The 24,659-nt window shown below is 71.4% G+C and carries 26 protein-coding genes; 16 read left to right on the top strand and 10 right to left on the bottom strand.

Going from position 1 to position 24,659, the window contains the following annotated elements:
* Window positions 1-129: 129 nt before the first annotated feature.
* The 4 genes from ACGFNH_RS31340 to ACGFNH_RS31355 all read right to left on the bottom strand — a co-directional run bounded on the left by ACGFNH_RS31340 (window position 130) and on the right by ACGFNH_RS31355 (window position 4,805).
* Window positions 130-1,380 (bottom strand): glycosyl hydrolase, encoded by a 1,251-nt coding sequence (locus ACGFNH_RS31340; protein WP_393659553.1) that lies wholly within the window; start codon window positions 1,378-1,380, stop codon window positions 130-132.
* A 99-nt stretch (window positions 1,381-1,479) separates the two neighbouring features.
* Complete coding sequence (locus ACGFNH_RS31345; RefSeq protein WP_393659555.1) at window positions 1,480-2,469, bottom strand: carbohydrate ABC transporter permease; 990 nt, start codon at window positions 2,467-2,469, stop codon at window positions 1,480-1,482.
* The gene (locus ACGFNH_RS31350) at window positions 2,469-3,494 is read right to left on the bottom strand and encodes a carbohydrate ABC transporter permease (protein WP_393659557.1); all 1,026 of its coding nucleotides are present in this window, start codon (window positions 3,492-3,494) and stop codon (window positions 2,469-2,471) included. Before ACGFNH_RS31350 ends, ACGFNH_RS31345 begins: the two co-directional genes overlap by 1 nt.
* Before the next feature lie 18 nt (window positions 3,495-3,512).
* Complete coding sequence (locus tag ACGFNH_RS31355) at window positions 3,513-4,805, bottom strand: ABC transporter substrate-binding protein (RefSeq protein ID WP_393659559.1); 1,293 nt, start codon at window positions 4,803-4,805, stop codon at window positions 3,513-3,515.
* A gap of 301 nt (window positions 4,806-5,106) precedes the next feature.
* On the opposite strand from ACGFNH_RS31355, the gene ACGFNH_RS31360 reads away from it, so the two are divergent.
* The 4 genes from ACGFNH_RS31360 to ACGFNH_RS31375 all read left to right on the top strand — a co-directional run bounded on the left by ACGFNH_RS31360 (window position 5,107) and on the right by ACGFNH_RS31375 (window position 10,169).
* A complete protein-coding gene (locus ACGFNH_RS31360; RefSeq protein ID WP_393659561.1) occupies window positions 5,107-6,237 on the top strand; it encodes a LacI family DNA-binding transcriptional regulator in 1,131 nt (376 codons plus the stop codon).
* A gap of 227 nt (window positions 6,238-6,464) precedes the next feature.
* The gene (locus ACGFNH_RS31365) at window positions 6,465-8,558 is read left to right on the top strand and encodes an endo-beta-N-acetylglucosaminidase (RefSeq protein WP_393659563.1); all 2,094 of its coding nucleotides are present in this window, start codon (window positions 6,465-6,467) and stop codon (window positions 8,556-8,558) included.
* A gap of 112 nt (window positions 8,559-8,670) precedes the next feature.
* Window positions 8,671-9,435 carry a neutral zinc metallopeptidase gene (locus ACGFNH_RS31370; RefSeq protein WP_393659564.1) on the top strand — a complete coding sequence of 255 codons (765 nt, stop codon included), beginning with the start codon at window positions 8,671-8,673 and terminating at the stop codon, window positions 9,433-9,435.
* A 203-nt stretch (window positions 9,436-9,638) separates the two neighbouring features.
* Window positions 9,639-10,169, top strand: coding sequence for a hypothetical protein (locus ACGFNH_RS31375; protein WP_393659566.1), 531 nt, complete (start codon window positions 9,639-9,641; stop codon window positions 10,167-10,169).
* A 28-nt stretch (window positions 10,170-10,197) separates the two neighbouring features.
* Here ACGFNH_RS31375 and ACGFNH_RS31380 read toward each other — a convergent pair whose 3' ends face one another.
* Window positions 10,198-11,604: a sensor histidine kinase gene (locus tag ACGFNH_RS31380; RefSeq protein ID WP_393659568.1), complete on the bottom strand. Its 1,407-nt coding sequence runs from the start codon at window positions 11,602-11,604 to the stop codon at window positions 10,198-10,200.
* A 16-nt stretch (window positions 11,605-11,620) separates the two neighbouring features.
* The gene (locus ACGFNH_RS31385) at window positions 11,621-12,337 is read right to left on the bottom strand and encodes a response regulator transcription factor (RefSeq protein ID WP_393659570.1); all 717 of its coding nucleotides are present in this window, start codon (window positions 12,335-12,337) and stop codon (window positions 11,621-11,623) included.
* Window positions 12,338-12,632: 295 nt separating this feature from the next.
* Here ACGFNH_RS31385 and ACGFNH_RS31390 point away from each other — a divergent pair, with 295 nt between their 5' ends.
* The 9 genes from ACGFNH_RS31390 (at window position 12,633) to ACGFNH_RS31430 (ending at window position 19,562) form a co-directional block, all read left to right on the top strand.
* A complete protein-coding gene (locus tag ACGFNH_RS31390) occupies window positions 12,633-13,409 on the top strand; it encodes an amino acid ABC transporter ATP-binding protein (protein WP_393659571.1) in 777 nt (258 codons plus the stop codon).
* 63 nt (window positions 13,410-13,472) lie between these two features.
* Window positions 13,473-14,390: a glutamate ABC transporter substrate-binding protein gene (locus ACGFNH_RS31395; protein WP_393659573.1), complete on the top strand. Its 918-nt coding sequence runs from the start codon at window positions 13,473-13,475 to the stop codon at window positions 14,388-14,390.
* Between the two features lie 105 nt (window positions 14,391-14,495).
* Window positions 14,496-15,143, top strand: a complete 648-nt coding sequence (locus tag ACGFNH_RS31400; RefSeq protein WP_360861742.1) for an amino acid ABC transporter permease — start codon at window positions 14,496-14,498, stop codon at window positions 15,141-15,143.
* The gene (locus ACGFNH_RS31405; RefSeq protein WP_393659576.1) at window positions 15,140-16,072 is read left to right on the top strand and encodes an amino acid ABC transporter permease; all 933 of its coding nucleotides are present in this window, start codon (window positions 15,140-15,142) and stop codon (window positions 16,070-16,072) included. The genes ACGFNH_RS31400 and ACGFNH_RS31405 overlap by 4 nt, the downstream gene beginning before the upstream one ends.
* A gap of 189 nt (window positions 16,073-16,261) precedes the next feature.
* Window positions 16,262-18,067: an FAD-dependent monooxygenase gene (locus ACGFNH_RS31410; RefSeq protein ID WP_393659578.1), complete on the top strand. Its 1,806-nt coding sequence runs from the start codon at window positions 16,262-16,264 to the stop codon at window positions 18,065-18,067.
* Between the two features lie 139 nt (window positions 18,068-18,206).
* Window positions 18,207-18,254 (top strand): hypothetical protein, encoded by a 48-nt coding sequence (locus ACGFNH_RS31415; protein ID WP_385340336.1) that lies wholly within the window; start codon window positions 18,207-18,209, stop codon window positions 18,252-18,254.
* 62 nt (window positions 18,255-18,316) lie between these two features.
* A complete protein-coding gene (locus ACGFNH_RS31420) occupies window positions 18,317-18,886 on the top strand; it encodes a cysteine dioxygenase (protein WP_393659580.1) in 570 nt (189 codons plus the stop codon).
* Window positions 18,883-19,308: a rhodanese-like domain-containing protein gene (locus tag ACGFNH_RS31425; RefSeq protein ID WP_393659582.1), complete on the top strand. Its 426-nt coding sequence runs from the start codon at window positions 18,883-18,885 to the stop codon at window positions 19,306-19,308. The genes ACGFNH_RS31420 and ACGFNH_RS31425 overlap by 4 nt, the downstream gene beginning before the upstream one ends.
* Window positions 19,309-19,415: 107 nt before the next feature.
* Window positions 19,416-19,562 carry a hypothetical protein gene (locus ACGFNH_RS31430; RefSeq protein ID WP_393659584.1) on the top strand — a complete coding sequence of 49 codons (147 nt, stop codon included), beginning with the start codon at window positions 19,416-19,418 and terminating at the stop codon, window positions 19,560-19,562.
* A gap of 512 nt (window positions 19,563-20,074) precedes the next feature.
* On the opposite strand, the gene ACGFNH_RS31435 is transcribed toward ACGFNH_RS31430, so the two are convergent.
* On the bottom strand, window positions 20,075-20,773 hold the full coding sequence (locus tag ACGFNH_RS31435; protein ID WP_393659586.1) for a permease prefix domain 1-containing protein: 699 nt from the start codon (window positions 20,771-20,773) through the stop codon (window positions 20,075-20,077).
* Window positions 20,770-21,111: a PadR family transcriptional regulator gene (locus tag ACGFNH_RS31440; protein ID WP_393659588.1), complete on the bottom strand. Its 342-nt coding sequence runs from the start codon at window positions 21,109-21,111 to the stop codon at window positions 20,770-20,772. Before ACGFNH_RS31440 ends, ACGFNH_RS31435 begins: the two co-directional genes overlap by 4 nt.
* Before the next feature lie 86 nt (window positions 21,112-21,197).
* On the opposite strand from ACGFNH_RS31440, the gene ACGFNH_RS31445 reads away from it, so the two are divergent.
* The 3 genes from ACGFNH_RS31445 to ACGFNH_RS31455 are packed head-to-tail and all read left to right on the top strand — an operon-like array spanning window position 21,198 to window position 22,713.
* Window positions 21,198-21,671: a DUF2269 family protein gene (locus tag ACGFNH_RS31445; protein WP_393659590.1), complete on the top strand. Its 474-nt coding sequence runs from the start codon at window positions 21,198-21,200 to the stop codon at window positions 21,669-21,671.
* Window positions 21,672-21,677: 6 nt separating this feature from the next.
* Window positions 21,678-21,965: a hypothetical protein gene (locus ACGFNH_RS31450; protein ID WP_393659592.1), complete on the top strand. Its 288-nt coding sequence runs from the start codon at window positions 21,678-21,680 to the stop codon at window positions 21,963-21,965.
* Between the two features lie 4 nt (window positions 21,966-21,969).
* Window positions 21,970-22,713, top strand: coding sequence for a damage-inducible protein (locus ACGFNH_RS31455; RefSeq protein ID WP_393659594.1), 744 nt, complete (start codon window positions 21,970-21,972; stop codon window positions 22,711-22,713).
* A gap of 163 nt (window positions 22,714-22,876) precedes the next feature.
* Here the strand turns inward: ACGFNH_RS31455 and recX are convergent, their stop codons facing one another.
* Both recX and recA read right to left on the bottom strand, forming a co-directional pair.
* Complete coding sequence (recX, locus tag ACGFNH_RS31460) at window positions 22,877-23,500, bottom strand: recombination regulator RecX (protein WP_393659596.1); 624 nt, start codon at window positions 23,498-23,500, stop codon at window positions 22,877-22,879.
* Between the two features lie 3 nt (window positions 23,501-23,503).
* Window positions 23,504-24,631, bottom strand: coding sequence for a recombinase RecA (recA, locus tag ACGFNH_RS31465; protein ID WP_393659598.1), 1,128 nt, complete (start codon window positions 24,629-24,631; stop codon window positions 23,504-23,506).
* Window positions 24,632-24,659 lie beyond the last annotated feature (28 nt).

Below are 24,659 nucleotides of genomic sequence, written 5' to 3' on the forward strand. Positions count from 1 at the left end.
GGTCCGATCGGACGGTCGGTGACAGGTGGGCTTCGAGCGGTGGGGCAACTCGTCGAGCGTGCGAGGGTGTGCGGTCGGTGGTGGGTCCGTGCGGTCGTCGGGCGGTGTCGGTCCGCGTCCGGGTCCGGGTCAGTCCACCTGGTCCGGAGTGACGACCTCGGTGATCCCCCGGGCGCCGAGGTGTTCACGATCCCTCGCCCGGTCGGCGAGCACAACGGCAGGACGCGCGCCCTGAGCGGCCAGCTTCATCCAGGCTTCGAAGACCTGCCCACCGGGACCGCAGGTGGAACGCAGCGGGGCGGATTCGGTTCCGCCCACGTCCACCACCAGCGCCGTCGAGCGCACCGCAGGCCGGTGTTCGCGCCCGCGCCACACCTCCACGATCCGGCCGATGGCTTGCCCGGCGGGCTTGGCCTTCCCGTCGTTGGTGAGCAGCCCGAGCCCGTACTCCAGCTCGGGGAAGTCGGCCAGGGTGCGCGAGACGTCGTGGGAGCACCACCACGTCACGCCCCACACATCCGGGCAGTCCAGGGCGTTGGCCACGGTCGCCTCGGTGAACTCCGCCGCGTGCTCCGGGGGGATGTGCGGCGCGGGTGCGCCGACTTCCTGGACCCACACCGGGCGGTGCGGGTCCAGGGCCCAGGCCTTGGACAGCTCGATCAGATAGGCGGCGTGGTGCTCGGTGGCGGCTCCGGTGCGGCCGTACCGCTGGGCCGTGCCGTTGAAGACCCAGGAGTGCACGGCGGTGGCCGCGCCGAGCCGTGCCGCGTGGGCGGGGGTGAAGGGGTGCTCGTCCTGGTACCAGGCCGCGTCGTACGCGGCGTGCAGATGGAGCCTGCCGGGGGCTCCCGCCTCGCAGGCGCCGAGCATCCTCCGCAGCCATGCGCCCGCCTGTTCCTGGCTGATCGTGTCGGGATCGGGGTGGGGCTTGTCCGAGAACTGATTGACCTCGTTCCCGACGGTCATCCCGATGAAGCCGGGCCGGCCGTCCAGGGCGGCGGCGATCGTGCGCAGGTATGCGGCCTGTGCCGCGACGACGTCGGGGTCGGTGAAGAGATTGCGGCGGTGCCAGGTCCGCGTCCACGCGGGAAGGAAGTCGAAACTCGACAAGTGCCCCTGCAGCCCGTCGACGTTCACGTCCAGACCGCGCTCGGCGGCCGCGTCGACGAGCTGCACCAACTGGTCGACGGCGTGCGGGCGGATCAGCGTGCGGTTGGGCTGGACGAGCGGCCAGAGCGGGAAGACCCGTACGTGGTCGAGACCGAGGGCGGCGACGGCGTCGAGGTCCGCGCGTACGGCGTCGAGGTCGAAGTCGAGCCAGTGGTGGAACCAGCCCTGGGACGGGGTGTAGTTGGCGCCGAATCGCAGGCGGTCGGTCATGGAGGGCAGCAGTCCAATCCAGTGGTGCCGGCGGGTGGTGGCGGCTGGGGCGGGCGGGCGCGCGGTTCCGCACAGCAGGGCACGGGCCCACCCCTGGGGTCACCCCTTCACGGCGCCCTCCCCCACTCCTCGGAAGAAGTAACGCTGCAGGCAGGCGAACATCACGATCAGCGGAAGGACGGCGATGACGGTGCCCGCCGCGACGAGGCGCTCGTCGTTGGCGAAGGTCCCGTGCAGATAGTTCAGCCCGATGGTGAGCGTGAAGTTCTCCGGGTCGCTGAGCACGATCAGCGGCCAGAGGAAGTCGTCCCACGCACCCATGAAGGCGAAGATCGCCACCACGGCGAGGGTGCCCTTGACCGACGGCAGGGCGATGCGGACGAACCGCTGCCAGGCGTCTGCTCCGTCGACGAAGGCCGCCTCCTCCACCTCGTAGGGGAGGCCGAGGAACGCATTGCGCATCAGCAGGACGTTCATGGCGCCGACGCAGCCGGGGAGCAGCACGCCGAGCAACGTGTTGTTCAGGCCGATGTCCCGCATGGTCGTGAACTGGGCGATGATGATCGCCTCGACCGGGACCAGCATGGCGAGGATGAAGACCAGGGCCGCGACCCTGCGACCGCGAAACCGCAGACGGGCGAGCGCATATCCGGCCAGGGCGGCACCGACGCAGTTGGTGGCCACATTGGCCACGGCGACCCGCAGGGAGTTCAGCGCGTAGTCCCAGACCGGGATGGTGTCGGCGACGCGGGTGTAGTTCCCCAACGTCGGTTCGGCGGGCAGCAGTCGGGGAGGCGAGCTGAAGATGTCCTCGTGCGGGCCTTTGAGGGAGGTCGAGAGCTGCCAGAGGAACGGCCCGACAGTCAGGGCGAGTACGGCGAGCAGCACGGCGTAGCGCAGGACGAGCCGCCCGGTGGCAAGGCGCCGGCCGCCCGTGGACGTGGGCCGCCCGCTGCTGGGCGCGGACCGGCCACTGGCCGGCTCGAGCCGGCCGTTCGGGGCTGTGGACCGGGAAGCCGTGGACGGGGAGGCCGTGGACCGGGAAGCCGTGGGGGGCGGCGGAGTCGTGGGGGGCGGCGGGGCGGACATCAGCTCTCCTCCCTTCGGCCGGCGCGGAGCACCAGCAGCATCAGTCCCAGGGTGATCACGAAGACGACGACGGAGATGGCCGACGAGTAGCCGACACGCCCGCTGAGTCCCGTGCCGACGCGCTGGACGAGCATCACCAGGGTGGTGTCCTCGCCCGCCGGCCCTCCGGCGGGCCCGGCCATCAGATAGACCTCGGAGAAGACCTTGAAGGCCGCGACCGAGGAGAGAGCGCCGACCAGGACCATGGTGGAGCGCACGGCGGGGACGGTGACGGTGAAGAAGCGCCGCACGGCTCCGGCGCCGTCGACGGCGGCCGCCTCGTGCAGTTCGCGCGGGACGTTGCCCAGGGCTGCCATGTAAATGATCATGTAGTAGCCGAGCCCCTTCCAGACGGTCACGAACATCGCGCTGACGAGCAGCAGCCACTGGTCGCTGAGGAAGCCCACGGGACCGGCGCCGGCCATCTCCAACACCGCATTGATCAGTCCGCGATCGTCGAGCATCCACACCCAGATCAGGCCGACCACGACGACGGAGGCGACGACCGGCGTGTAGAAGGCGGAGCGGAAGAAGGTGATGCCCGGGATGTCGCGCTGCACGAGCATCGCGAGAAGCAGCGGCAGAATCACCAGGGCGGGCACCACGCCGAGGACGTACAGGGTGCTGTTGCGCAGGCCGATCCAGAACATGTCGTCCCGCAGCAGCTCCTGGAAGTTGGCGAGACCGACGAACTCACCGGCGACCAGCGTCCTGCGGTCGGTGAAGGCGTTCACCACGGTGCTGATGAACGGGTAGATGCTGAAGGCGCACACCACAAGCAGCCCGGGTGCCGCGAACAGCCAGGGCGAGACCGGACGTTGACGCCGGATGCGAGGCGTGGCCCCGGTGGTCCGCCGACCGGCCGTCCGGCGCGGACCGGCCACCCGGCGACGCCGTACGGCCGACGGGCCGGACAGCGCTGCTCCGGGGGCCGACGGGGCTGCGGTCTCACCGGGGGCGAGAGGCGGACGAGCGGAATCCTTCATGGCGGGCCGCACGCCGTATCAACTCTGCCGCAGCAGCCGGTTGCAGGCCGTGACAGCGTTGTCGAGCGCCGCCTTCGCGGATTGCTTGCCCTGGAGCGCCCGCGCCACCGCGTTCCGCAGCTCCGTCTTCATCTGCTCGCTGAACAGCACCGGCGTGTAATTCACCGCGTCCTTCAGCGACTTGGCCGCGGCCACCCGCACCCTGCCGTCCTCGGTCCCGTCGTCCTCGGTGAAGTACGCGTCGTCGAGTGAGCCCGCGGTGCTGGGGAAGATGGCCACCTCGCGGGCGAACTCCTCCTGGTGCTTCGCGTCGGTCACGAAGTGTGCGAAGGCGACGGCGGCGGGCTTGTTCTTGCCGGAGGCGTTCACCATCACGCCCATCACATACATGTTGTTCTTGCCGGTGTTGGTGACCATGTCGGTGATGCCGATGTTCTTGTAGAGGCCCGGCGCCTGCTTCTTGAACGTGTCGAGGTCGTGCGCGCTGCCGGGATTCATCGCCACGGATTCGGTGAGGAACTTGCGTCCCGAGGACTCGGGGGTCGCGGTCAGCGCCTGGGAGTCCAGGGCACCGGCGTCGTACAACTTCTTGTAGTGCTGGAGGAGTTCGACGCCCTTGGCGTCGTTGAAGGTGAAGGCGGTGCCCTCGCCGTTCATCGTCCGCACGCCGTAGCGGCCGAAGTCCTCGATGGTGGGGACGTTGGCGAGCGTGGCGACCTTGCTGTCGCTCTTGCGGGCGATGTCCAGGGCGGCGTCGAAGAGTTCGCCGTACGTCGCGGGCGGCTCGGACGCATCGAGACCCGCCTGCCCGAAGAGCCGTTTGTTGTAGAACATCGGGCCGGTGTTGAGGTACCAGGGGAAGGCGTAGGTGCCCTCCAGGCCGGGGATCCGGTGGCTCTTCCACGCCCCGGGCAGGTACTCCTCGCGGTACTCGGCGGCGGCCTGGTCGAGGTCGAGCGCGAGGCCCGCCTTGGCGAGGGGCGCGGCGAGATCCGGCGAGACGTTGACGACATCGGGCAGCGTGCCGCCGGCGGCATCGGCACTGATCTTGTCGGCGTAGCCCTCGGCGGGCCGGTCGACCCATTTCACCTCGGTGCCCGGGTACTTCTTCTCGAACTCGTCGATCAGTCCGTTGAAGTAGTCCTTGAACGTGGCGCGGAGATTCCAGGTCTGGAACGTGATGGGGCCCTCGACCTTGCCGGAGGCGCTCGCCGCGTCGCTCCCCGCGTCCGATCCGCAGGCCGTGAGCGACAGGGCGGAGGCGAGGGCGGCCGCCAGGACGGCGGAGGCTCTGCGGGGAAATGCGCGCATGCTGGCGGCTCCTTCGCTGCGGAATGCTCGGACGGCTCGAACCAGAGGCGAATACGGGACGACAAACTGCACCGCTCTTCCGATACATGTCAATGGATGGTTCGCGATAGCTTCCAAAAATCATGAAACTCGCAGGTCAGGGGCGGCAGAAATTCACTGTGCAGCAGTCTTGCCGCGAATGACTAATGCGCTTTAGAGTCCGGCTACTGAAGCGCATTAGTGCAAGCACACTCGTAGGTGCAGGACCGCCCGCACCCCCGGCGGGATCATGCATCCGGTGCGACCGCGGGAGAGGAGACCGGTGGAAGCGAACCAGCGGCCGGCCGCCAGCCCTCACACCGCTGAGCCGGCGGCAGGCGAGGCAACACCCCAGCGCGCCCGCACCCGCGCCCGCCGCCCCACGATCAAGGACATCGCGCGCCGTGCCGGCGTCTCGGAGAGCGCCGTCTCCTTCGCCATGAACGACCGGCCGGGGGTCTCCGAGGCCACGCGCGAGCGGGTGCGCCGCGTGGCCGAACAGCTCGGCTGGCAGGCCAGTACCGCCGCCCGCGCCCTCTCCGGCGAGGGATCCGCCACGGTCGGCCTGGTGCTGGCCCGCCCTGCCAGCACGCTCGAGGTGGAGTCGTTCTTCCTCCAGCTCGTCTCGGGCATCCAGGAAGTGCTGTCCCCCCATCAACTGGGCCTGCTCTTCCAGGTGGTGGACGATGTCCAGGCCGAGTGCACGGTCTACCGGCGATGGTGGGCGGCGCACCGGGTGGACGGGCTGATCGTCGTCGACCCGCGTATCGACGACCCGCGCCCCGCACTCCTGGAATCCCTCGGCCTGCCCGCCGTGGTCGTCGGCGGCATGGAGGTGGGGCCGGGGACCGCGGCCGGGGCCGCCCCCGGCATCTCCAATGTCCTGGCGGACGACGCGGCGGCGATGGCGTCGATCGTCGAGCACCTGGACGCCCTGGGCCACCGCCGGATCGTGCACATCGCGGGCATGGGCGGCCTCGCGCACACCGAGCGGCGCATTCTCTCGCTGCGCACGGAGGCCGAACGCCGGGGCCTGGCTGATGTCTTCTCCGTGACCACCGACTACTCCGACGCGGAGGGGGCGGAAGCGACGCGGCGCGTCCTGGCCTCCGGCACCCCGCCCACCGCGATCGTCTACGACAACGACGTGATGGCCGTCGCGGGCGCGGCCGTCGCGGCCGAGCGCGGACTGTCGGTACCGCGCGATCTCTCCGTCGTCGCCTGGGACGACTCGGTGCTGTGCCGCACGATGCATCCGCGGCTGACGGCGCTGGTGCGCGATACGGCCGGGTTCGGCCGGCGTGCCGCACAGGAGCTCGTCTCCCTTCTCGCGGGCGAGCCGGCGCGCCGCGTCCAGGAGCCGGTCCCGCGGCTTGCGCCCCGGGAGAGCACCGCGCCGGCCCGCCAGTCCTGACCCGACCCGACCCACCCCCGCCGCCGTCCGCAGCGGACCGACCCGCGAACCGTGAACCGGACCGCCCCCGGCGCACCCTGAGCCGGACCGCCCCGCCAAGCCCGTACACAGGCCGACCCGCGAACCCGTGAGACGACCCGCGAACCCCGTAACAGGCCCCCGCTTCAAGCCCGGACCGCCCCCGGTCCGGCCGTGCCACGACGTCACCGGATGACAAGGAGCCTTCCGTGACCGGTCCCCGCCAGCACGTCTCCCGCCGCCGCCTCATCGCCGGCGCCGCCACCGGAGCAGCCGTTGCGCTGCTCGCCCCCGCACCCGCCCGTGCCCTCCGACGCACCCGCCCCGAGGCCGCCGAGTCCCTTCAGCCGTACGCCTCGTACTGGTTCCCCGACAGCTTCCCCGAAGGGCAGGAGCCCGACCCGGGGGCGGTGTGGCGGAGTCTGAAGCAGTGGCGTCCCGAGGACGACGAGGACCTGCCGTACAACGTCTCGACCGTGCCCCTCGCCGAGCGCTTCACCCCGGTCCCGGCCACCGCCACGGCGCGCACCGGTCAGGCGGGGGTCTCCGCGCTCGTCTCCTTCGCGCCCACCGCCGCCAACCCCTCGCAGGGCGCGCCGAAGGCGGACTTCTACGCGCTGACCCAGTGGGCGTACTTGGAAGAGCTGGTCTTCTGGGGCGGATCCAGTGGGGAGGGCATCATCCTCGCCCCCAACGCGCCGGTCGTGGACGCCGCCCACCGCAACGGCGTGCCCGTCCTCGGCAACGTCTTCCTCCCACCGGCGGCCTTCGGCGGCGACCTGAGATGGACACGCGAGCTGGTCCAGCAGGACGCCACCGGGGGCTTCCCACTGGCGGCCAGGCTCATCGAGGTCGCGCGGACGTACGGCTTCGACGGCTGGTTCCTCAACGGCGAGACGGACGCGGGAGGGGACCGCGAACTCGCCCGGCGCTTCGCGGACTTCGTCCATGCGCTGCGCACCGGGGCGCCGGAGCTCCGCATCACCTGGTACGACGCCTTCAACGCGGACGGCAGCGTGGGCTGGCAGGGCGCACTCAACGACAAGAACGCGAGGTTCTTCCAGCGCGGCGGAGCCAGGCTCGCCGACACGATGTTCCTCGACTTCCGGTGGCGCGCGGACGCCTCCCGGTTGCCCTCCTCCGCCGCCTACGCCCGCCGGTTGGGCCGCTCGCCCTACGAGCTGTGGGCGGGTGTCGACGTCGAGGCGAACGGCTGGGCCACGAGCGTCGACTGGGAGGCGTTCGTGCCCGCGGGCCGCGACCATGTCGTCTCGTACGGCCTCTACCGCCCCGAGTGGACGCTGCACTCACTTCCCGAGAAGCGCACTCCGGCCCAATTCCACGCGCGGGACGACCAGTTCTGGGGCGGGGAGAGGACCGACCCCTCCGCCCCCGTGGGACCGGGGAACTGGCATCCGGCCGCCCGCCATGTCGCCGACCGGACGCCGGTCACCGCCCTGCCCTTCGCCACCACCTTCAATACCGGGCACGGCACGGCCTGGTACGAGGGCGGCGAGCGGACCGCGGACACCGAGTGGAACCATCTGGGACTCCAGGACCCGCTGCCCGGCCGCCGCTGGGCGGTCGCCACCACGGGCCCCAGGCCGCGCGTGGGCTTCGACTTCGACGCTGCCTGGCGCGGCGGCAGCAGCGTGCTCGTCGAGGGCGAACTAGCTTCCCCCACCACCCTGGAGCTGTTCCGGACGCGGCTGGAGCTCGGCTCGGAGGCGAGGACCGTAGGGATCGTCCACCGCGCCGAGCCCGGTACCCCTCCGGTCACCGTCGAGGTGGCTGTCGCCTCCGAGGAGCCGCACTCGCCGGGCGCACCCGTGACGTATGCCTATCTGCCCGCCGGGACCGCGGAGGGCGGGGGCGGCTGGACCACGTCGACAGCAGTGCTGGAGGGGAGCGGCGGGCGCACCGTGTACGCCCTCGGAGTCCGGCTCACCGCGCCCGGCGGATCCGCCCGCTGGCGGCTCGGCGCACTCACGGTCGGCGCTGCTCCGGCCCCGGCCGCTCCGGCCGCCGCCCGGATCACCGCCGCCCGTCTCGTCTCCGCGGACGAGGCCGAGCTGCGGATCGCGTGGCGAACTCCGGGCGAGGGCGCCCCGGTGCGCCACTACGAGGTGCACCAGCTCCTGCCGGGCGGCGGGCGGCGCTTCCTGGGCGGCACGTGCTCCCCCGCCTCCTACGTCCCGGCGCTGCGCCGGACGGGTGCGGAGGCGGAGACCCGTCTGGAGGTGCGGGCGGTGGGCGGGTCGTACGCCGTCTCCGCCCCGGCGTCGCTCGCCCTCCAGTGGTGAAGGCCCCGGCCGGCACCGCGAGGGCGGCGATGCAGCGGGAGTTGCGGGCGACTGCCGGCAGAGGTTCCGTGGGAACAGCCGCTCTGCACGCACCGGAGGGACTGAGGCCCGCATGGCCGCTCCGTGGCACACTCGATTTCCGGCGGCGAGGCGCACCGCGGGGCTGCTTCTCGCCGTGGTGCTGGGCGTGGCGACCGCGGCATGCGGGGCCGCCGAGGGCACGGCGCCGGGCGGTCCCACGAGCGGCCCGCCGGAGGCGTCGAGCACCGCTCCACCCTCGCCGGCCCCCTCCGCCTTCTCCCCGTCCGCCAGCGCGCAGGAGCCCGTCGAGGAGGACATCGACGCGGCGGTGACGGTCGTCAACCGCTACTGGTCGGATCACTGGGACGACCAGTTCACCGGGACGTACCGGCCCCCGAAGATCCTCCGCGGTTACGACGGGGAGGCCGCCCGCGTCCCCGCCTGCGCCGGTGAGCCGCTGGCCGACGACAACGCCGTCTACTGCACAGCCGCCGACTTCCTCGCCTGGGACGTCGACCTGATGAACGCCGGTCACCGCGCCGGGGACGCCTGGGTCTATCTGGTCATCGCCCACGAGTGGGGGCACGCGATCCAGAACCGGATCAACAGCGATCTCGTCGCCCAGGAGCTCGAGCTCCAGGCCGACTGCCTGGCCGGGGCGGTGCTTTTCGGCGCCGCCGAGGACGGCGGGCTCCGGTTCGAGAGCGGTGACACGGAGGAACTCACCCAGGCGCTGTCGGCGCTCGCCGACGACACCCCCTGGACGAAGGCGACGGACCACGGGAATGCCACGGAGCGCATCGGGGCGTTCGAGCGGGGGGCCGAGGGCGGCGTCCAGGGCTGCATCCCGCGCTGAGAGCCCCGGGCCGGGCCGAGGCACCCGTGCGGGGACGGATCGCGGACGGCCTGCGCCGGGGGCGGGGGCGGGGGTACGCCGGTATGCCCGGTACGCCATGCGGCCGAACGCGGCGAACGGCCCGGACCCCGCGGGGCAGGATGATCCACACCAATGCGGATCATGCGACCCCACCGACCGGCCCTGATTCACCGGGAGACCAGATGCGATCTCGTCCTGCCCGTGCCGCCCTCCTCGCCGCTCTCACCGGCGGATTCCTGACCGCGACGCCGGCCATTGCCGCCCCCGCGCCCTCCGTTGCCGTACCCGCCTCCGCCGCCGCGGACTGCGTCGTGCGGACACAGCACGTCGAGATCACCGTCGACCGCGCGGCGGGGACGTCGACGGCCACCGCGACCTGGGACGTCGTCTGCCCTACGGCGACCCGCCTCACCGCAGAGCTCAACGTCCTCTCGCCCCGGCGTATGCAGAAGCCCGTCAGAGGCACGTTCGGCACCCGCTTCCGGGGATCGACGTCGTCGGCCGGGCCGGTGGATCCCGAGAACCCGCAGCAGACGGCCACGCTCACCCTCAAGGCGGGCGACGAGCGCATCGGCCGGGAGGAGCGGCGGTGCGCCACGAAGCCGGACAGCAGTCCGTCCTGCTACCCGGGCGGGGACCCCACGCCGGACATCGCGAGGAACATCCTCGGGATCCTCGGGATCCTCACTGAGGCCCATTCACCGAAGGCGTGACGCCGAGGGGCCGCCGGGGCCGAGCAAGTCAGCTCCGCGGCGTGCGCGGCACCGTGATCGTCACGCGCAGCCCCTTCGGCTCGTTGCCGGCGTACGCGATCGACGCACCGCCCGCGGCCAGCAGCGCCCTGGTGATGGACAGACCCAGCCCCGAGCCGGAGACGTTCTGGTGGCGGCCGCTGCGCCAGAAACGGTCGCCGACGCGCGCCAGTTCCTCCTCGGTGAGACCCGGCCCGCCGTCCGCGACCGCGATCCGTACGGTGTCGCCGTCGTGCTCCACGCCGACGCGGACCGCTTCCCCCTCCGGCGTGAACTTCAGTGCGTTGTCGACAACGGCGTCCAGCGCGCTGGAGAGGGCCACCGGGTCCGCCCAGGCGGTGGCGCCCGCGGGTCCTTCGTAGGTGAGGGTGACCCGCTCCCGGTCGGCGACCGGGCGCCAAGCACCCACCCGCTCCTCCGCCACCTCGGCGACATCGGTCAGCTTGAGATCGGCGGCGGCGTGCTCGGCGAGCGCGAGGTCGAGGAGGTCGTCGAGGACATGCGCGAGGCGCTTGCCCTCGGTCTGGACCGAGCGGATCTCCTCGTTGCCGTCGGGGAGTTCGAGGGCGAGCAGCTCGATCCGCAGCAGCAGCGCCGAGAGCGGGTTGCGCAGCTGGTGGGAGGCGTCGGCGACAAACGCCCGCTGCTGCTCCAGCACGTCCTCGACGTTGTCGGCCATCTCGTTGAACGAGCGCGCCAGCCGGCGCAGTTCGGGCGGTCCGCTCCCGGCGGCCACCCGGGACTTCATCCGGCCCGTGGCGATGTCGTGCGTGGCCGCGTCCAGGATCCGCACCGGCCGCAGCACCCAGCCGGTCAGGCGGAAGGCGGCGCCGACGGCGACGAGCATCGCCGCGGACTCCCCCGCGCCGATGAGCAGCCAGCCGTGCAGGATGGCGGAGCGCATCTGCCCGGTGGGCGACTCGGTGACGACGACGGCCACCACGTCCCCGTCGCGGACGACGGGGGAGGCGACCGCGAGACGGCCTCGCTGCCAGGGCCAGACCTGCTGGGGGTCGTGGCTGCGGCGCCCGGCGAGCGCCTCGCGGAATGCCTCGTCGCCCTCCCCCTGGCCGGGGACCGACCAGCCGTCCGGGGCCTGGGCCATGGCGGAGCGGTCGCGGTAGTAGACGCCCGACCGTATGCCGTACAGGTCGTGGTAGCGGTTGAGCTCGGCGCGCAGCGTGACCAGGCGGCCGCCTTCGTCCTCGGGGACGCGGGCCTCGGGGCGAGCGGTGACGAACTGCGCCAGGGCCGCGAACCGGGCCATGTCGTCGATGCGGTCGACGACCACGCGTTCCTGTTCGGCGGCGGCCAGGCTGGCGGCCAGCGGGAAGCCCAGCGCGAGCAGCACGCCCGCGAGCAGGACGATGAGCAGGGGAAGAAGTCGAGTGCGCACCGGGCCGGGGGATCCTTCAGGTCACCGGAGGCACGAGACGGTAGCCGACCCCGCGCACCGTCTCGATCAGGGCCGGCATCCGCAGCTTGGAGCGGAGCGAGGCGATGTGCACCTCCAGCGTGCGGCCCGTCCCCTCCCAGCTCGTCCGCCAGACCTCGCTGATGATCTGCTCACGCCGGAAGACGACACCGGGGCGCTGTGCGAGCAGCGCCAGCAGGTCGAACTCCTTGCGGGTGAGCTGCACCGTGCCGCCGTCGACCGTGACCTGCCGCGTGGGCAGCTCGATGAGGACGGAGCCGAGGCGCAGCGGCTCGGCAGGACCGCCGCCGTCGGGAGCGCCGTGCTCCTCCGGGCCGGGGTCCCCCGGCGCGGTGCGGCGGCTGACGGCGTGGATACGGGCCAGCAGCTCACCCGTGTCGTACGGCTTCACCACGTAGTCGTCGGCGCCCAGGTTCAGCCCGTGTATCCGGGAGCGCACATCGGCGCGCGCGGTCACCATGATCACGGGGGTGCTGGTGCGCTTGCGGATCCGCCCGCACACCTCGAAGCCGTCCTGGTCGGGAAGCCCCAGGTCCAGGAGCACCACGCCGAAGGGGGCCCCGGAGTCCGGCAGGAGGGCCTGCAGGGCCTCCTCGCCGCTGCGGGCGTGGGTGATGCGGAAGCCGTGCCGGGCGAGGATGGCGGACAGCGCGGCGGCGACGTGGTCGTCGTCCTCGACGAGCAGTAGCCTCATGCGTCCTCCTTCCTGTCGGGCCGGTCCTGGTTCTTCATGGTCACAGGGCATCCAGCCCGATCGGCGCGGGGCCCGTCAAGTGCTGTCCTGCCGCGGGCGACGATCCGTTATGGAGCCGGTAAGCAAACGGCAACCAACGGGGCGTAGTGGGGCCCGTGGGAAAGGTGTTGCGCGGTCACCGAGTGTCGTGGAAGGTATCCGTATCGTTATGCTCAATTCTCGCTCAGATGTAATGACTCGGGTCGCCGCAGCTCATTAATGTCCTCCCAACCGAGGAGGACGGAGCGTTAAGCCGATGACCGAAGTATCGGTGACCAAGGACAGCACAGCCGTTGCAGAGCCCCTGGTCGTCCTGAACAACGTCAACAAGCACTTCGGCGCGCTGCATGTGCTCCAGGACATCGACCTGACCATCGCGCGCGGCGAGGTCGTCGTGGTCATCGGGCCGTCCGGGTCAGGCAAGTCGACACTGTGCCGCACGATCAACCGGCTCGAGAGCGTCGACTCCGGCGCGATCACGATCGACGGAAAGCCGCTGCCCGCGGAGGGCCGTGAGCTCGCCCGGCTGCGCGCTGACGTCGGCATGGTCTTCCAGAGCTTCAATCTCTTCGCACACAAGACCGTGCTGGAGAACGTGATGCTGGGCCAGATCAAGGTCCGGCGCGCGGACAAGAAGGCCGCCGAGGAGAAGGCCCGCGCCCTGCTCGACCGGGTGGGCGTCGCCACACAGGCGGACAAGTACCCCGCCCAGCTCTCCGGTGGCCAGCAGCAGCGCGTCGCGATCGCCCGCGCCCTGGCCATGGACCCGAAGATCATGCTCTTCGACGAGCCGACCTCCGCGCTCGACCCGGAGATGATCAACGAGGTGCTGGAGGTCATGCAGCAGCTCGCACGGGACGGCATGACCATGGTCGTCGTCACGCACGAGATGGGCTTCGCGCGCTCCGCCGCGAATCGCGTCGTCTTCATGGCGGACGGACGGATCGTCGAAGAGGCGAAGCCGGACCAGTTCTTCAACAACCCGCGCAGCGACCGAGCCAAGGACTTCCTCTCGAAGATCCTTCACCACTGACGGCCCACGCCACTGACGGCCCACGCCGACTGCCAACGCCTGACGACACTAAGGATGTTCACGATGAAGCTCCGCAAATCCGCCGCCGCCGCGGCGATCGCCGTGCTCGCGCTGACCGCGACCGCCTGTGGCGGTGATTCCGGTACCGCCGGTGACAAGCCGAAGGGCGGGGCCGGTGGCAAGGACCAGCCCAAGCTGCCCACGTACTCCGTCGCCAAGGACGTGAAGGTCGACTCCTCGGTCCTGCAGAAGGCCCAGAAGCGCGGCAAGATCGTCTTCGGTGCCAAGAACGACCAGCCGTTCCTGGGCTTCGAGGACACCGACGGCAAGCGCTCCGGCTTCGACATCGAGATCGCCAAGATGGTCGCCGCCGACCTCGGTTTCTCGGCCGACCAGATCGAGTTCAAGACGGTCGACTCCGGCGTCCGCGAGACCACCATCTCCAAGGGCGACGTCGACCTCTACGTGGGCACCTACACCATCAACGACGAGCGCAAGAAGCAGGTCGGCTTCGCGGGCCCGTACTTCATGGCCGGTGCCGACCTCCTGGTCCGCAAGGACGACACGGGCATCAAGGGCCCGGAGACCCTCAAGGGCAAGAAGGTCTGCTCGATCGTCGGCTCCACCCCGCTCGCGGAGATCAAGAAGCCGAAGTACGGAGCCGAGACCGTCGAGCTGGCCAAGTACTCGGAGTGCGTCCAGCAGCTCCTGAACAACGAGGTCGACGCGGTCACCACCGATGACGCGATCCTCAAGGGCTTCGCGGCCCAGCGTCCGGAGAAGCTCAAGGTGGTCGGCAAGCCGTTCACCAAGGAGCCCTACGGCGTCGGCATGTCCAAGGACGACAAGGCCCTGCGCAACGCGGTGAGCGACGCCATCGAGGCGCACATCAAGAACGGTGACTACAAGAAGGCGTACGACGCGACGCTGGGCCTGTCCGGCTCCGAGTTCACCGAGCCGCCGGCCCTCGAGCGTTACTGACATTCCCTGACGAGCCAGCAGTGAGCCGCGCCCTGTGGACACCGCCCGGTGCCCGCAGGGCGGGGTCCCCCTGCCTCGACCGCTGCCGCCCACGAGGACATCCCCGTGAACGTATTGCTCGACCACATCTCCTTGTTCCGCGAGGGGTTCATAGGCACGATCCTGCTGACCCTGGCCAGCGGGCTCCTCGCGATGGTCCTGGGCGTCGTGATCGCCGGCTTCCGGGTCTCACCGGTCCCGCCGCTGCGGTTCTTCGGCACCGCCTGGGTCACGCTGTTCCGGAACACCCCGCTGACGCTGCTGTTCCTCGTCGCGTGGTTCGTCGTCCCGGTGATCTTCGCCCCCGGCCTCAGCCCCTGGACCAAGGCCCTGCTGGCGCTCGGCTGCTACACCTCCGCCTTCGTGTGTGAGGCCGTCCGGTCCGGCATCAACACCGTGCCGCTCGGCCAGGCAGAAGCAGCCCGGAGCATCGGCATGACCTTCTTCCAGACGCTGCGGCTGATAGTCCTGCCGCAGGCTACGCGCACTGTCGTGCCGCCGCTGAGCAGCATCTTCATCGCCCTGACCAAGAACTCGGCCATCGCGGGCGCGTTCAGCTACACCGAACTCTTCGGCGTGCAGAAGCGCCTGAGCGACCTCGGCTTCGACATCGCCTGGATCTTCCTCTGGGTCGCACTCGCCTACCTGGTCATCACCTTCTCCATCAGCGGTCTCTTCCGGCTGCTCGAGCGGCGCCTGGAGGTCGCACGATGAGTTCGAGCGTCCTGTACGACGCACCGGGCCCCCGCGCCCGGCTCCGTAACCGCATCTACACCGTCGTCGGCTCCCTGCTGGTATTGGGGCTGATCGTCTTCTCGATCCTCCGGCTCCACGAGAAGGGTCAGTTGGAGCCCGAGGTCTGGAACATCTTCAACAACGCGGGTGTGCGCAACAACATCCGCGACGGTGTCCTGACCACCCTTCAGGTCTTCGCCGCGGCGGGCGTCCTGTCGGTGGTGCTCGGCGTCCTGCTCGCGGTCGCCCGCCTCTCCGACCACAAGGCCGTGAGCTGGCTGGCCACCGGGTTCATCGAGCTCTTCCGCGCCGTGCCGCTGCTGATCACGATCTACGCCCTGTGGGTGGTCTTCCTCTCCTACAAGTCCGACCTCGGCTTCATCGGGGAGAACACCGCGTTCTGGGCCCTGGTCATCGGACTCAGCGTCTACAACGGCTGCGTCCAGGCGGAGGTCCTTCGGGCCGGTATCAACGCCGTGCCGCGCGGGCAGGTCGAGGCGGCCTACGCGCTGGGGCTCCGCAAGTCCCAGGTGATGACCATGCTGCTGCTGCCGCAGGCCGTCCGCTCGATGCTGCCGACCATCATCAGCCAGCTGGTCGTCACGCTGAAGGACACCTCGCTCGGCTACATCATCACGTACGCGGAGCTGCTGTACGCGGCTCGGACGATGGCCAACAACATCATCGTGAACGGCGAGAACCCGATCACCCCGGTGGTCATCGTCGTCGGCGCGATCTACGTCGCGATGTGCCTGGCCCTCTCGTCGCTCGCCACCTGGATCGAGAAGCGCGGGCGCCGTACGAAGACCGGCATCACGGTGGCCGCGGCCGCCGAACCGGCCGAGACACCGGCCGTGCTGGACACCGACGGCCCGTCCGCGGAGGAACCGCCCACCCACAAGATCTGACGGTTCGTCCGGGGACCTGTCCCACGGGTCTCCTGACACCTCATCGGCATCGGCAGTGGCGCTCATCGCGCCGCTGCCGATGTCTCTTGGTGCACGCATCCGCGAGGGGCTGCATACTTTTTCTGTGATCGCGCACCGGGCTTCCCTTGGCACCCTCTGTACGTCCCGTACGGCTCAGGGAGTTGCGCCGTGGACCCGGTGATCGTCGTCGGGGCGGGGCCCGTCGGACTGTGCACCGCCCTGGCTCTCACACGCCACGGCGTGCCCGTCGTCGTCCTCGACGAAGGCCCCGGCCACGACGAGCCGCGCACCGCGCGCACCGTCGTCCTCCGCCGGGACACCGCCGCCTTCCTGCGGCGGCTGGGCTGTGCGCCCGCGCCCGAGGAGAGCTGCGGGTGGAGTGCCTGGCGGACCGTGCGGCGCCGGCAGGTGGTCCGCCGGGTGGAGTTCGGCGAGCCGGGCCCCGTGACGGCCACGCCGGCCAGGGGCGCGTCACCGGACGCGGAGGAGCCCCCGGAGTCCCCGCTGCACGTACCGCAGCATGTCCTGACCCGTCGGCTGCGCGCCGCCCTCGCCGAGGAGCGGCTGGCCCAGATCGCCACCCACAGCAAGCTCGACGCCCTCGAACAGGACGACCACGGCGTCACCGCGCACACCCGCCCCACCGGAGGTTCCCCCGCGGAATCGGACGGGCCGGGCACGGGCGCGCCGGGCACGGACGCGCCGGGCACGGGCGCGGGCACATGGTGGCGCGGCAGCCACCTGATCGGCTGCGACGGCCAGCGCTCCACCGTCCGCAAGCTGCTGGAGGTCCGCTTCCCGGGACGTACGGCCGTCGAGCGGCACGCCGTTGCTGCGCTGCGCGCCGAACTGCCCTGGCCCGGGGAGGCCGTGCTCCACCGTTCCCCGTCCCTCGGCGGGGAAGTGACGGCCCGTCCGCTGCCGGGCGGCCTGTGGCGGATGGACTGGCTGCTGCCGCCGCGCGGCGAGCTGGTCACCCCCGAGGCCCTGGTCGCGCGAATCCGGGACACGCTCGGCGTGTGGTGCGGCACCACCCCGCCGTACGACCTGCTGGACACCGGCGTCCACACCGTGCACCACCGCCTCGCCAAGCGCTGGCGCGTGGGCCGCGCCTTCCTGGCCGGCGGTGCCGCCCATCTGCTCGGCGCTCTGGGCACGCAGGACCTCGACGAGGGGCTGCGCGACGCCGACAACCTGGCCTGGAAGCTCGCTCTGGTCTGGCACCGGCACGCATCCGACGCCCTCCTCGACAGCTACGAGTCCGAGCGCCGCGCCGCGGTCGGGGCCCGGCTGCGCGCGGCCGACCAGGCGCTGCCGCTGGTGCGCGGTGGCGGCAGCTGGCCGGCGGTGCGGCGATCGCTGGTGCCGGGAGGCGGGCGGGGGCACGACGCGCTGCTGACGGACGGGCACGCCGGGCTCGGGGAGCTGGGCACCGCGCCGGTGTACGCGCGCTCCCCGCTCGCGCCCGAGTCCCCGGACGGTGCCGCACGCGTGGCGACAGCGCCCGGTGCACCCGTCGCCGATGTGACGGTCACGACACCCGACGGCTCGTCGGCCCGGCTGCGGGACCGGCTCGGCCGCGATCTGCTCGTCCTGCTCGTGGCCCCCGGAACGGCCGTGTGGGAGCGCCGTCACTGGGTGAGCGCCGGGCTGATGCCGCGGCTCGCGGCCGCCGTCGCCGCACTGCCCGTCAGGGCCGAACTGCTCGTCACCGAGGGCTACCCGGGTGCCGCGGCGCACACCGTGCTCCTCGTACGGCCCGACGGGCACCTGGTCGCAGCGATGTCCGGCGTCCGGCCGGCCGAGCTGTACGCGTGCGCGGACGCGGCGCGCGGCGGCACCGTCGTGCCGCCTCAGGCCACGGAACGGAGCGCGGCACCGGAGCCGAGCGCGACCACGGAGGAGAGCGCGGCCAGGGAACCGAGCGAGGCATCCGAGCCCGGTCCGGCGGGGAGGGCTTCGGCCCACTGGTGATACCGGGGCCCACGGGTGTTGCGGGAGGTCGGGCACTGTGGTTCGTCCCACGTGTCCGCGCAGTTGACCGAACCGATGGGTGCATGGTTCACTCCGGAACGTGATTGACACCCAGCCCTGCTTCTGGCGGAGGGTCCATGTGGACCTCCTCCGCTACGCGGGCTGCGTGTGTCGTCCGTCCCGTTGATGCGCTGACCCTCGCGCGGCCACCTGCTCCGCGCTCCCTCGCGATCACCTACGGACGGGCCTGTGTCTCTCCTTCCTTCCGTCGCTCCCGGCGACGTCTCCGCCGTCTCCGCAGCCGCAACCGCACCCGAGGCCGACTCCGGTCCCACGGCGGGCGAACTGCTCGACTTCGCCCGCCGCACCGTCGCCGACGGAGACCTGGTCGCCTCGCTCCCCCTCGACCCCGAGGGCCGCACCTGGATGCGGCTCGCCGGGCCCGGTGGCAGCGAGGCCTGGCTCATCGCCTGGCCCCCGGGAACCGGCACCGGCTGGCACGACCACGGCGGTTCGCGGGGAGCCTTCGCCACCGCGTCGGGCCAGTTGACCGAGCAGTCTCTCGCCGCCCAGCTCCCCACCGAGGGCTGGCGCACGCTCGAACTGGCCGAGGACGTCGACCGCGAGCGGCGCCTGCCCGCCGGCGACGGCCGCGCGTTCGGCGCGCACCATGTCCACCAGGTGCTCAACCTCTCCCCCGACGAGCACGCCGTCTCGGTGCACGCGTACTACCCGCCACTGCCCCTGATGCGCCGCTACAGCCGTACGGGTGCGCTGCTGCGGCTGGAGGCCGTCGAGGAAGCCGAGGAGTGGATATGAGCGACGCGCCGGGCCCCGCACCGAAGAGCATCGACCTCCTGCTGGAGGAGAAGCGCACCGAGCTGGACCGGCTCGGTCCCGAACAGGCCGCGGAGGCTGTGACCGCCGGTGCGCTCCTGGTCGACATCCGCTACGCGGCGCTGCGCGAGCGCGACGGCACCATCCCGGGCGCGCTGATCGTGGAGCGCAACGAGCTGGAGTGGCGGCTCGACCCTCAGGGCAGCCACCGCGCCGCCGAGGCGACGAGCCACGATCTGAAGGTGATCGTGGTCTGCAACGAGGGCTACGCGTCGAGCCTCGCGGCCGTCTCCCTGCGGCAGTTGGGGCTCCACCGCGCCACGGACCTGGACGGCGGCTTCCAGGCCTGGCGGGCGGCGGGGCTCCCCGTCACCCCGCCGTCGCCGGCGGACGTCCCGGCGTAGCCGACGGACACCTCACCCGCGGACCGACGGACCGCCGGGCGTCACGACGGACGGCGCGAGCGCGCAGCCCCCTCGCGTCCCTCTCCGGGCTCCGCGACCACCGGCTCGTGGCACTCTCCGAACACCCCTGGGAAGAGCTGAAGATCGGCGCCGGCCCCGCCCCGATCAGGGTCGACGAGGGCTGGCCGCTCATCCACCACGGGGTGGCCGGCTCGATGGCCCCGGGCACGCCCCGAAGGAACAGCGGCGGCTGAGCTACTCGGCGGGTGCCATGATCCTGGACCCGGAGGACGTCACGCGGGTGCTGGCACGCAGCGATGAGCCCATGCTCTCCCCGAGACGGACGAGGAGCGGTCGGGCACGGTCCCCAACGTGGTGTTCCCGACGGCGATCGAGGAGATCGACGGCGTGCGGTACGTCTTCTACGGCATTGGCGGACGCGCACATCGGCGTCGCCCGCCTGGACCGCCTCGCCGACTGACGCGACGAGGTGCCGGACCGCCCACCGGGTGAATCCGGCGGGGCTGTCCGGAGACGGGCGCGGGTGCGGCGCGGCAGGTCCGGAGACGGGTGCGGGTGCGGGTGCGCCAACGGGCGTCCTCCGCCCGGACGTTGGCGCTCCACCCGAAGCCCGGGCGACTGGTGCAACTGGTGTGTACGGGACGCTCCTCGCGACACCGGGTCGTCGCGCACCTCCAGGCGCACGGACACGGCGGGTCGACCGTACGCGGCGCCATGAGGGTCCGATGACCCGTCCGTGGGCGCGTCAGCCCCGCAGCCGGGAGACCGTGGGATGCGTGGTCGGCAGGCGCGCGCATCGGCGGCAGGCGCGGGCCGAGGCTGCCACCACGGCGTGCGACGCGGCTGCGAACACGCCGGCGAACGCGAGCAGCAGCCAGTTCGTGGCCAGGGCGGAGGCGGTGGCGAGCGCAAGCGTCGCGACCGCCATGGCCACGCTGGTGGTGGTACCGGTCCAGGCGACCGCAAGGGGCAGCCGGTGCGGCGTGGGCAGCCGGCGGGCGAGGGTGCCGGTGGTTGCCAGGGTCGCCGCGGCGAGCAGTGCGGCGACGGTCGCGACACCGGCCAGATGAACGGCCAACAGCTGAGCCGTGTGCGGCAGCCCCCAGGACCGATGGTGGTCGGCGGTACGGGCCAGGTACCAGCAGGCGATCAGGAAGGGGGCGGTGAGAGCGACGGTCCGGGCGGTGTGCCGGGACTGGGCGATGGTCAACTCCCGTTGACAGCTCGGCACGAGCTCGTCGGGGGTCCCGAACTCTCGCACAGCTTGACGGACGGCGCGCTGGTAGGGCACTCCGTCGGCGGTGTGCGCCGCAACCGTGTCCGCGAGGCCGCCGCGTATCTCCTCGATCATCCGGGCCTTGGCACGGGCCGGGCCGTGCAGGGCCGCTGTCAGGGCCGCGACGTGGTCCTCGATGGGGTCGGCTTGCCGACTGATGGCGTTCATGTGGCAAGCCCGGGCGGTGCGGCGGGGTTCAGGACCGAGCCGATCGCCGTGGTGAACTCGCTCCACGCGGTCCGCTCGCCGGCCAGGGTGCGCCGTCCCGAGTCGGTGAGCTCGTAGCATCGCCGTCGCCGCTCGCCGGAGGATTGCCAGCTGCTGCTCAGCAGCCCGAGCCGCTCCAGCCGGTTCAAGGCCGGGTAGATCGTGCCCGTGCGCAGCTCCAGTGCACCCCCGCTGCGGTCGTGGACCGCGGCGATGATCGCGTAGCCGTGCAGCGGTCCCGGCTCGAGCACGGCCAGCAAGAGTCCGTCCAGGTGCCCTCGCACCGCGTCTGCCCTCATGAGTAGGCAGCCTACCCAAAATCACTGTAGGCAGTGTATGTATTGGCAGCCAATACATTCGCGTTCCCGACCTGGAGGCGCCCGCAGTGACCAAGGTGCTGCTGTCCGTACATGTCCTCGCGGCGATCCTGGCGGTCGGGTCGATCACCGTGGCCGCCTCGATGTTCCCCCGCTACGCGCTGCAGGCATCCGGCGGCCGGGAACCGGACGTTCGAGCCGCCGCGATCGCCGCCCTCCTGCACAAGATCTGCCGCGGCTACGCTGTCGCCGGTCTCGCCGTGCCGGTCTTCGGACTGGCCACCGGCGCCGCGCTCGGCGTCCTCACCGACGCCTGGCTGATCGCATCGCTCGCGTTGACCGTGATCGCCGCGGCCGTCCTCGCCCTGGCCGTCCTGCCCGGCCAGCAGCGCCTGCTCGCGTTGACGCAGGATGCGCCCACCCAGGACGGGCGGCGTCCCGCGGCGACGCGGCTGACCATGCTCACCGGCATCTTCAACGTCCTCTGGGCGATCGTCGTCATCCTGATGATCGTCCGCCCCGGCTCCACCACGGGAGCGTGATTCCCCGTGCGCACGTTGCGGATCGCGGCCGGCGCCGAGGCCGCCTCCTTCGCGGTCCTGCTGGGCAACCTGCTCACCACTCACACGCAGGCGATCACGACGCTCGTCGGCCCGCTGCACGGCACGGCCTACCTCGTCGTCATCGCGGTGGCCTCGACGGCCCCGTCCGCCGCCTCGCCGGGCGTCCTATGGCGCGCTGCCATCCCGGGAGTCGGAGGACTGCTCGCCCTGCGGCGGATCCGAAACCGTCCCCGACGAAGCCGGCCTCCTACCCGCCATACCCAGGAAGGCTGACGCGATGGACGACCCATACGCCGAACTGCCCTTTCCCCGTACCGACATGGCCCTGAGCGCGATGACCTTCGTGCAGGGCATCGAGGAACCGGCGATCTTCAATCACAGCCTGCGCACCTATCTCTACGGGCGCTTCCTCGGAGAGCAGCAAGACCTGCAACCCGACCGCGACTATGACGACGAACTTCTGTTTCTGGGATGCCTTCTCCACGACGCCGGGCTCAGCCCTGAGGGCAACGGCGATCAGACATCGCCATGGACGGCGCCGACTTGGGCGCCCGCTTCCTCACCGGCCAGGGGATGTCACCGGAGAGGATCGAGGTCGTATGGGATGCGATCGCCCTGCACCTGCACTACGAGATCGCCATACGCAAACGTCCGGAGATCGCTGGTCACGGCCGGCGCCGACTTCGACCTCGGCCCCGAGGGGCCGCACACGCTCCCGGCCGGCTACGCAGACCGCATCCATGCCACACTGCCCCGCCTCCACGCCGCGCCCGTGCTCTACGACGCGATCGTCGGCCAAGCACTCGACAAACCCCACAAGGCCCCGCCGTTCACCATGCCCGGAGAACTTGTTCGCCAGGAGACCCCGGCAATCTGGCCTACGTGGGAGCAACTGATGACTCGATCCCCCAGCTGGAACGACTACGACGGCTACCGGCCGAAGCGGAAGGGCGGCGGCCCGGCGCTCGCCGAGGCGACCAGCACGGCCGAGCTGTCGCGACCTGCCGAGCCCAAGGACTGATCACCGCCGTCTGCGGCTGGTGACACGGTTCTTCCCCGCACGCCCAACAACCGGCGGCCCGCGGGCGGATCAGGGCAGCGCGTCGGCCGGCAGCTGCCGGCAGCCGGTCGGCCGGGGCGTCCGGCCCGGGCCGGACGTGGGCAGCTGACGGCCCGGCGCCCCGTCAGTCGTCCGGCAGGTGGTACTCCAGCAGCTCCGGGTCCTCGCCCTCCGCCTCCAGCGCGCTCCGCACCACGCGCAGGGCGAGGCCCTCCGCGTAGCCCTTGCGGGCGAGCATTCCGGCGAGGCGGCGGATCCGCTTCTGCCGTTCGAGGCCTCGGGTGGCGCGGAGCTTGCGCTCGACCAGCTCCCGGGCGGTTCGCTCCTCCTGCTCGGGATCGAGCTGCCCGACGGCCTCATCGATCACTGCCGAGTCCACGCCCTTGGTGCGTAGTTCACGCGCCAAGGCTCTCCGGGCCAGCCCCCGACTGTGGTGCCGGGACTCGACCCACGCGTCGGCGAATGCCGCGTCGTCGATCAGGCCCACGCCCTCGAACCGGGAGAGCACCTCCTCCGCGGCCTCGTCCGGGATGCTGCGCTTGCGCAGCGCGTCCGCGAGCTGCTTGCGGGTCCGGGGAGTCCCGGTGAGCAGGCGCAAGCAGATCGCCCGCGCCTGCTCCTCCGGACTGCGCGGTGCCTCTTCTTCGGCCCTCGACGAAGTAGAGGCACCGCTGTCCGCGCATACGCCCCCGCCGTCACTGCCGGTGCCGCTGTCCGCGGCGTCCCCCCAGTCGGTGCGACGCGTCACGGATCAGCTCTTGGCCGCCGCGGCCTTGGTCGCCTTGGTGGCCTTGACCGCGGGGGCAGCCGCTGCCGCCGGCTCGGCCGATGCGCCCGCGGCGACCGCCGCGTCCGCGCCCGGCTCTCCCGCCGGGGCCTCCGGCTTCACGCCGATGCCGAGCTTCTCCTTGATCTTCTTCTCGATCTCGTTGGCGAGGTCGGGGTTGTCCTTCAGGAAGTTGCGGGCGTTCTCCTTGCCCTGACCGAGCTGGTCGCCCTCGTACGTGTACCAGGCGCCGGACTTGCGGATGAAGCCGTGATCCACGCCCATGTCGATGAGGCCGCCCTCACGGCTGATGCCCTGCCCGTAGAGGATGTCGAACTCGGCCTGCTTGAACGGCGGCGCGACCTTGTTCTTGACGACCTTGACGCGGGTGCGGTTGCCGACCGCGTCCGTGCCGTCCTTGAGGGTCTCGATCCGGCGGATGTCCAGACGAACAGAGGCGTAGAACTTCAGCGCCCGGCCACCGGTCGTCGTCTCCGGCGAGCCGAACATCACGCCGATCTTCTCGCGCAGCTGGTTGATGAAAATCGCGGTGGTCTTGGAGTGGTTCAGCGCGCTGGTGATCTTACGGAGCGCCTGGCTCATCAGCCGGGCCTGCAGACCCACGTGCGAGTCGCCCATCTCGCCTTCGATCTCCGCGCGTGGCACCAGAGCGGCCACGGAGTCGATGACGATGAGGTCCAGGGCGCCGGAACGCACCAGCATGTCCACGATCTCGAGCGCCTGCTCGCCGCTGTCCGGCTGAGAAAGGATGAGGTTGTCCGTGTCGACGCCCAGTGCTTTGGCGTACTCGGGGTCGAGGGCGTGCTCGGCGTCCACGAACGCGACCGTGCCGCCGGCCCGCTGCGCGTTGGCCACCGCGTGCAGCGTGAGGGTCGTCTTGCCGGAGGACTCCGGGCCGTAGACCTCGACGACGCGGCCGCGCGGCAGGCCGCCGACGCCCAGCGCGACATCGAGAGCGGTCGACCCGGTGGGGATGACCTCGATGGGCTCGTTCGGCCGCTCCCCCAGGCGCATGACGGCGCCCTTGCCGAATTGCCGTTCAATCTGCGCGAGTGCGGCGTCGAGCGCCTTCTCGCGGTCGGTTCCTGCCATGGGGCCCACCCGGTTTGCTTGAGTCGAT

It is taken from the genome of Streptomyces sp. NPDC048639, assembly GCF_043199075.1.
Classification (GTDB): Bacteria; Actinomycetota; Actinomycetes; order Streptomycetales; family Streptomycetaceae; genus Streptomyces.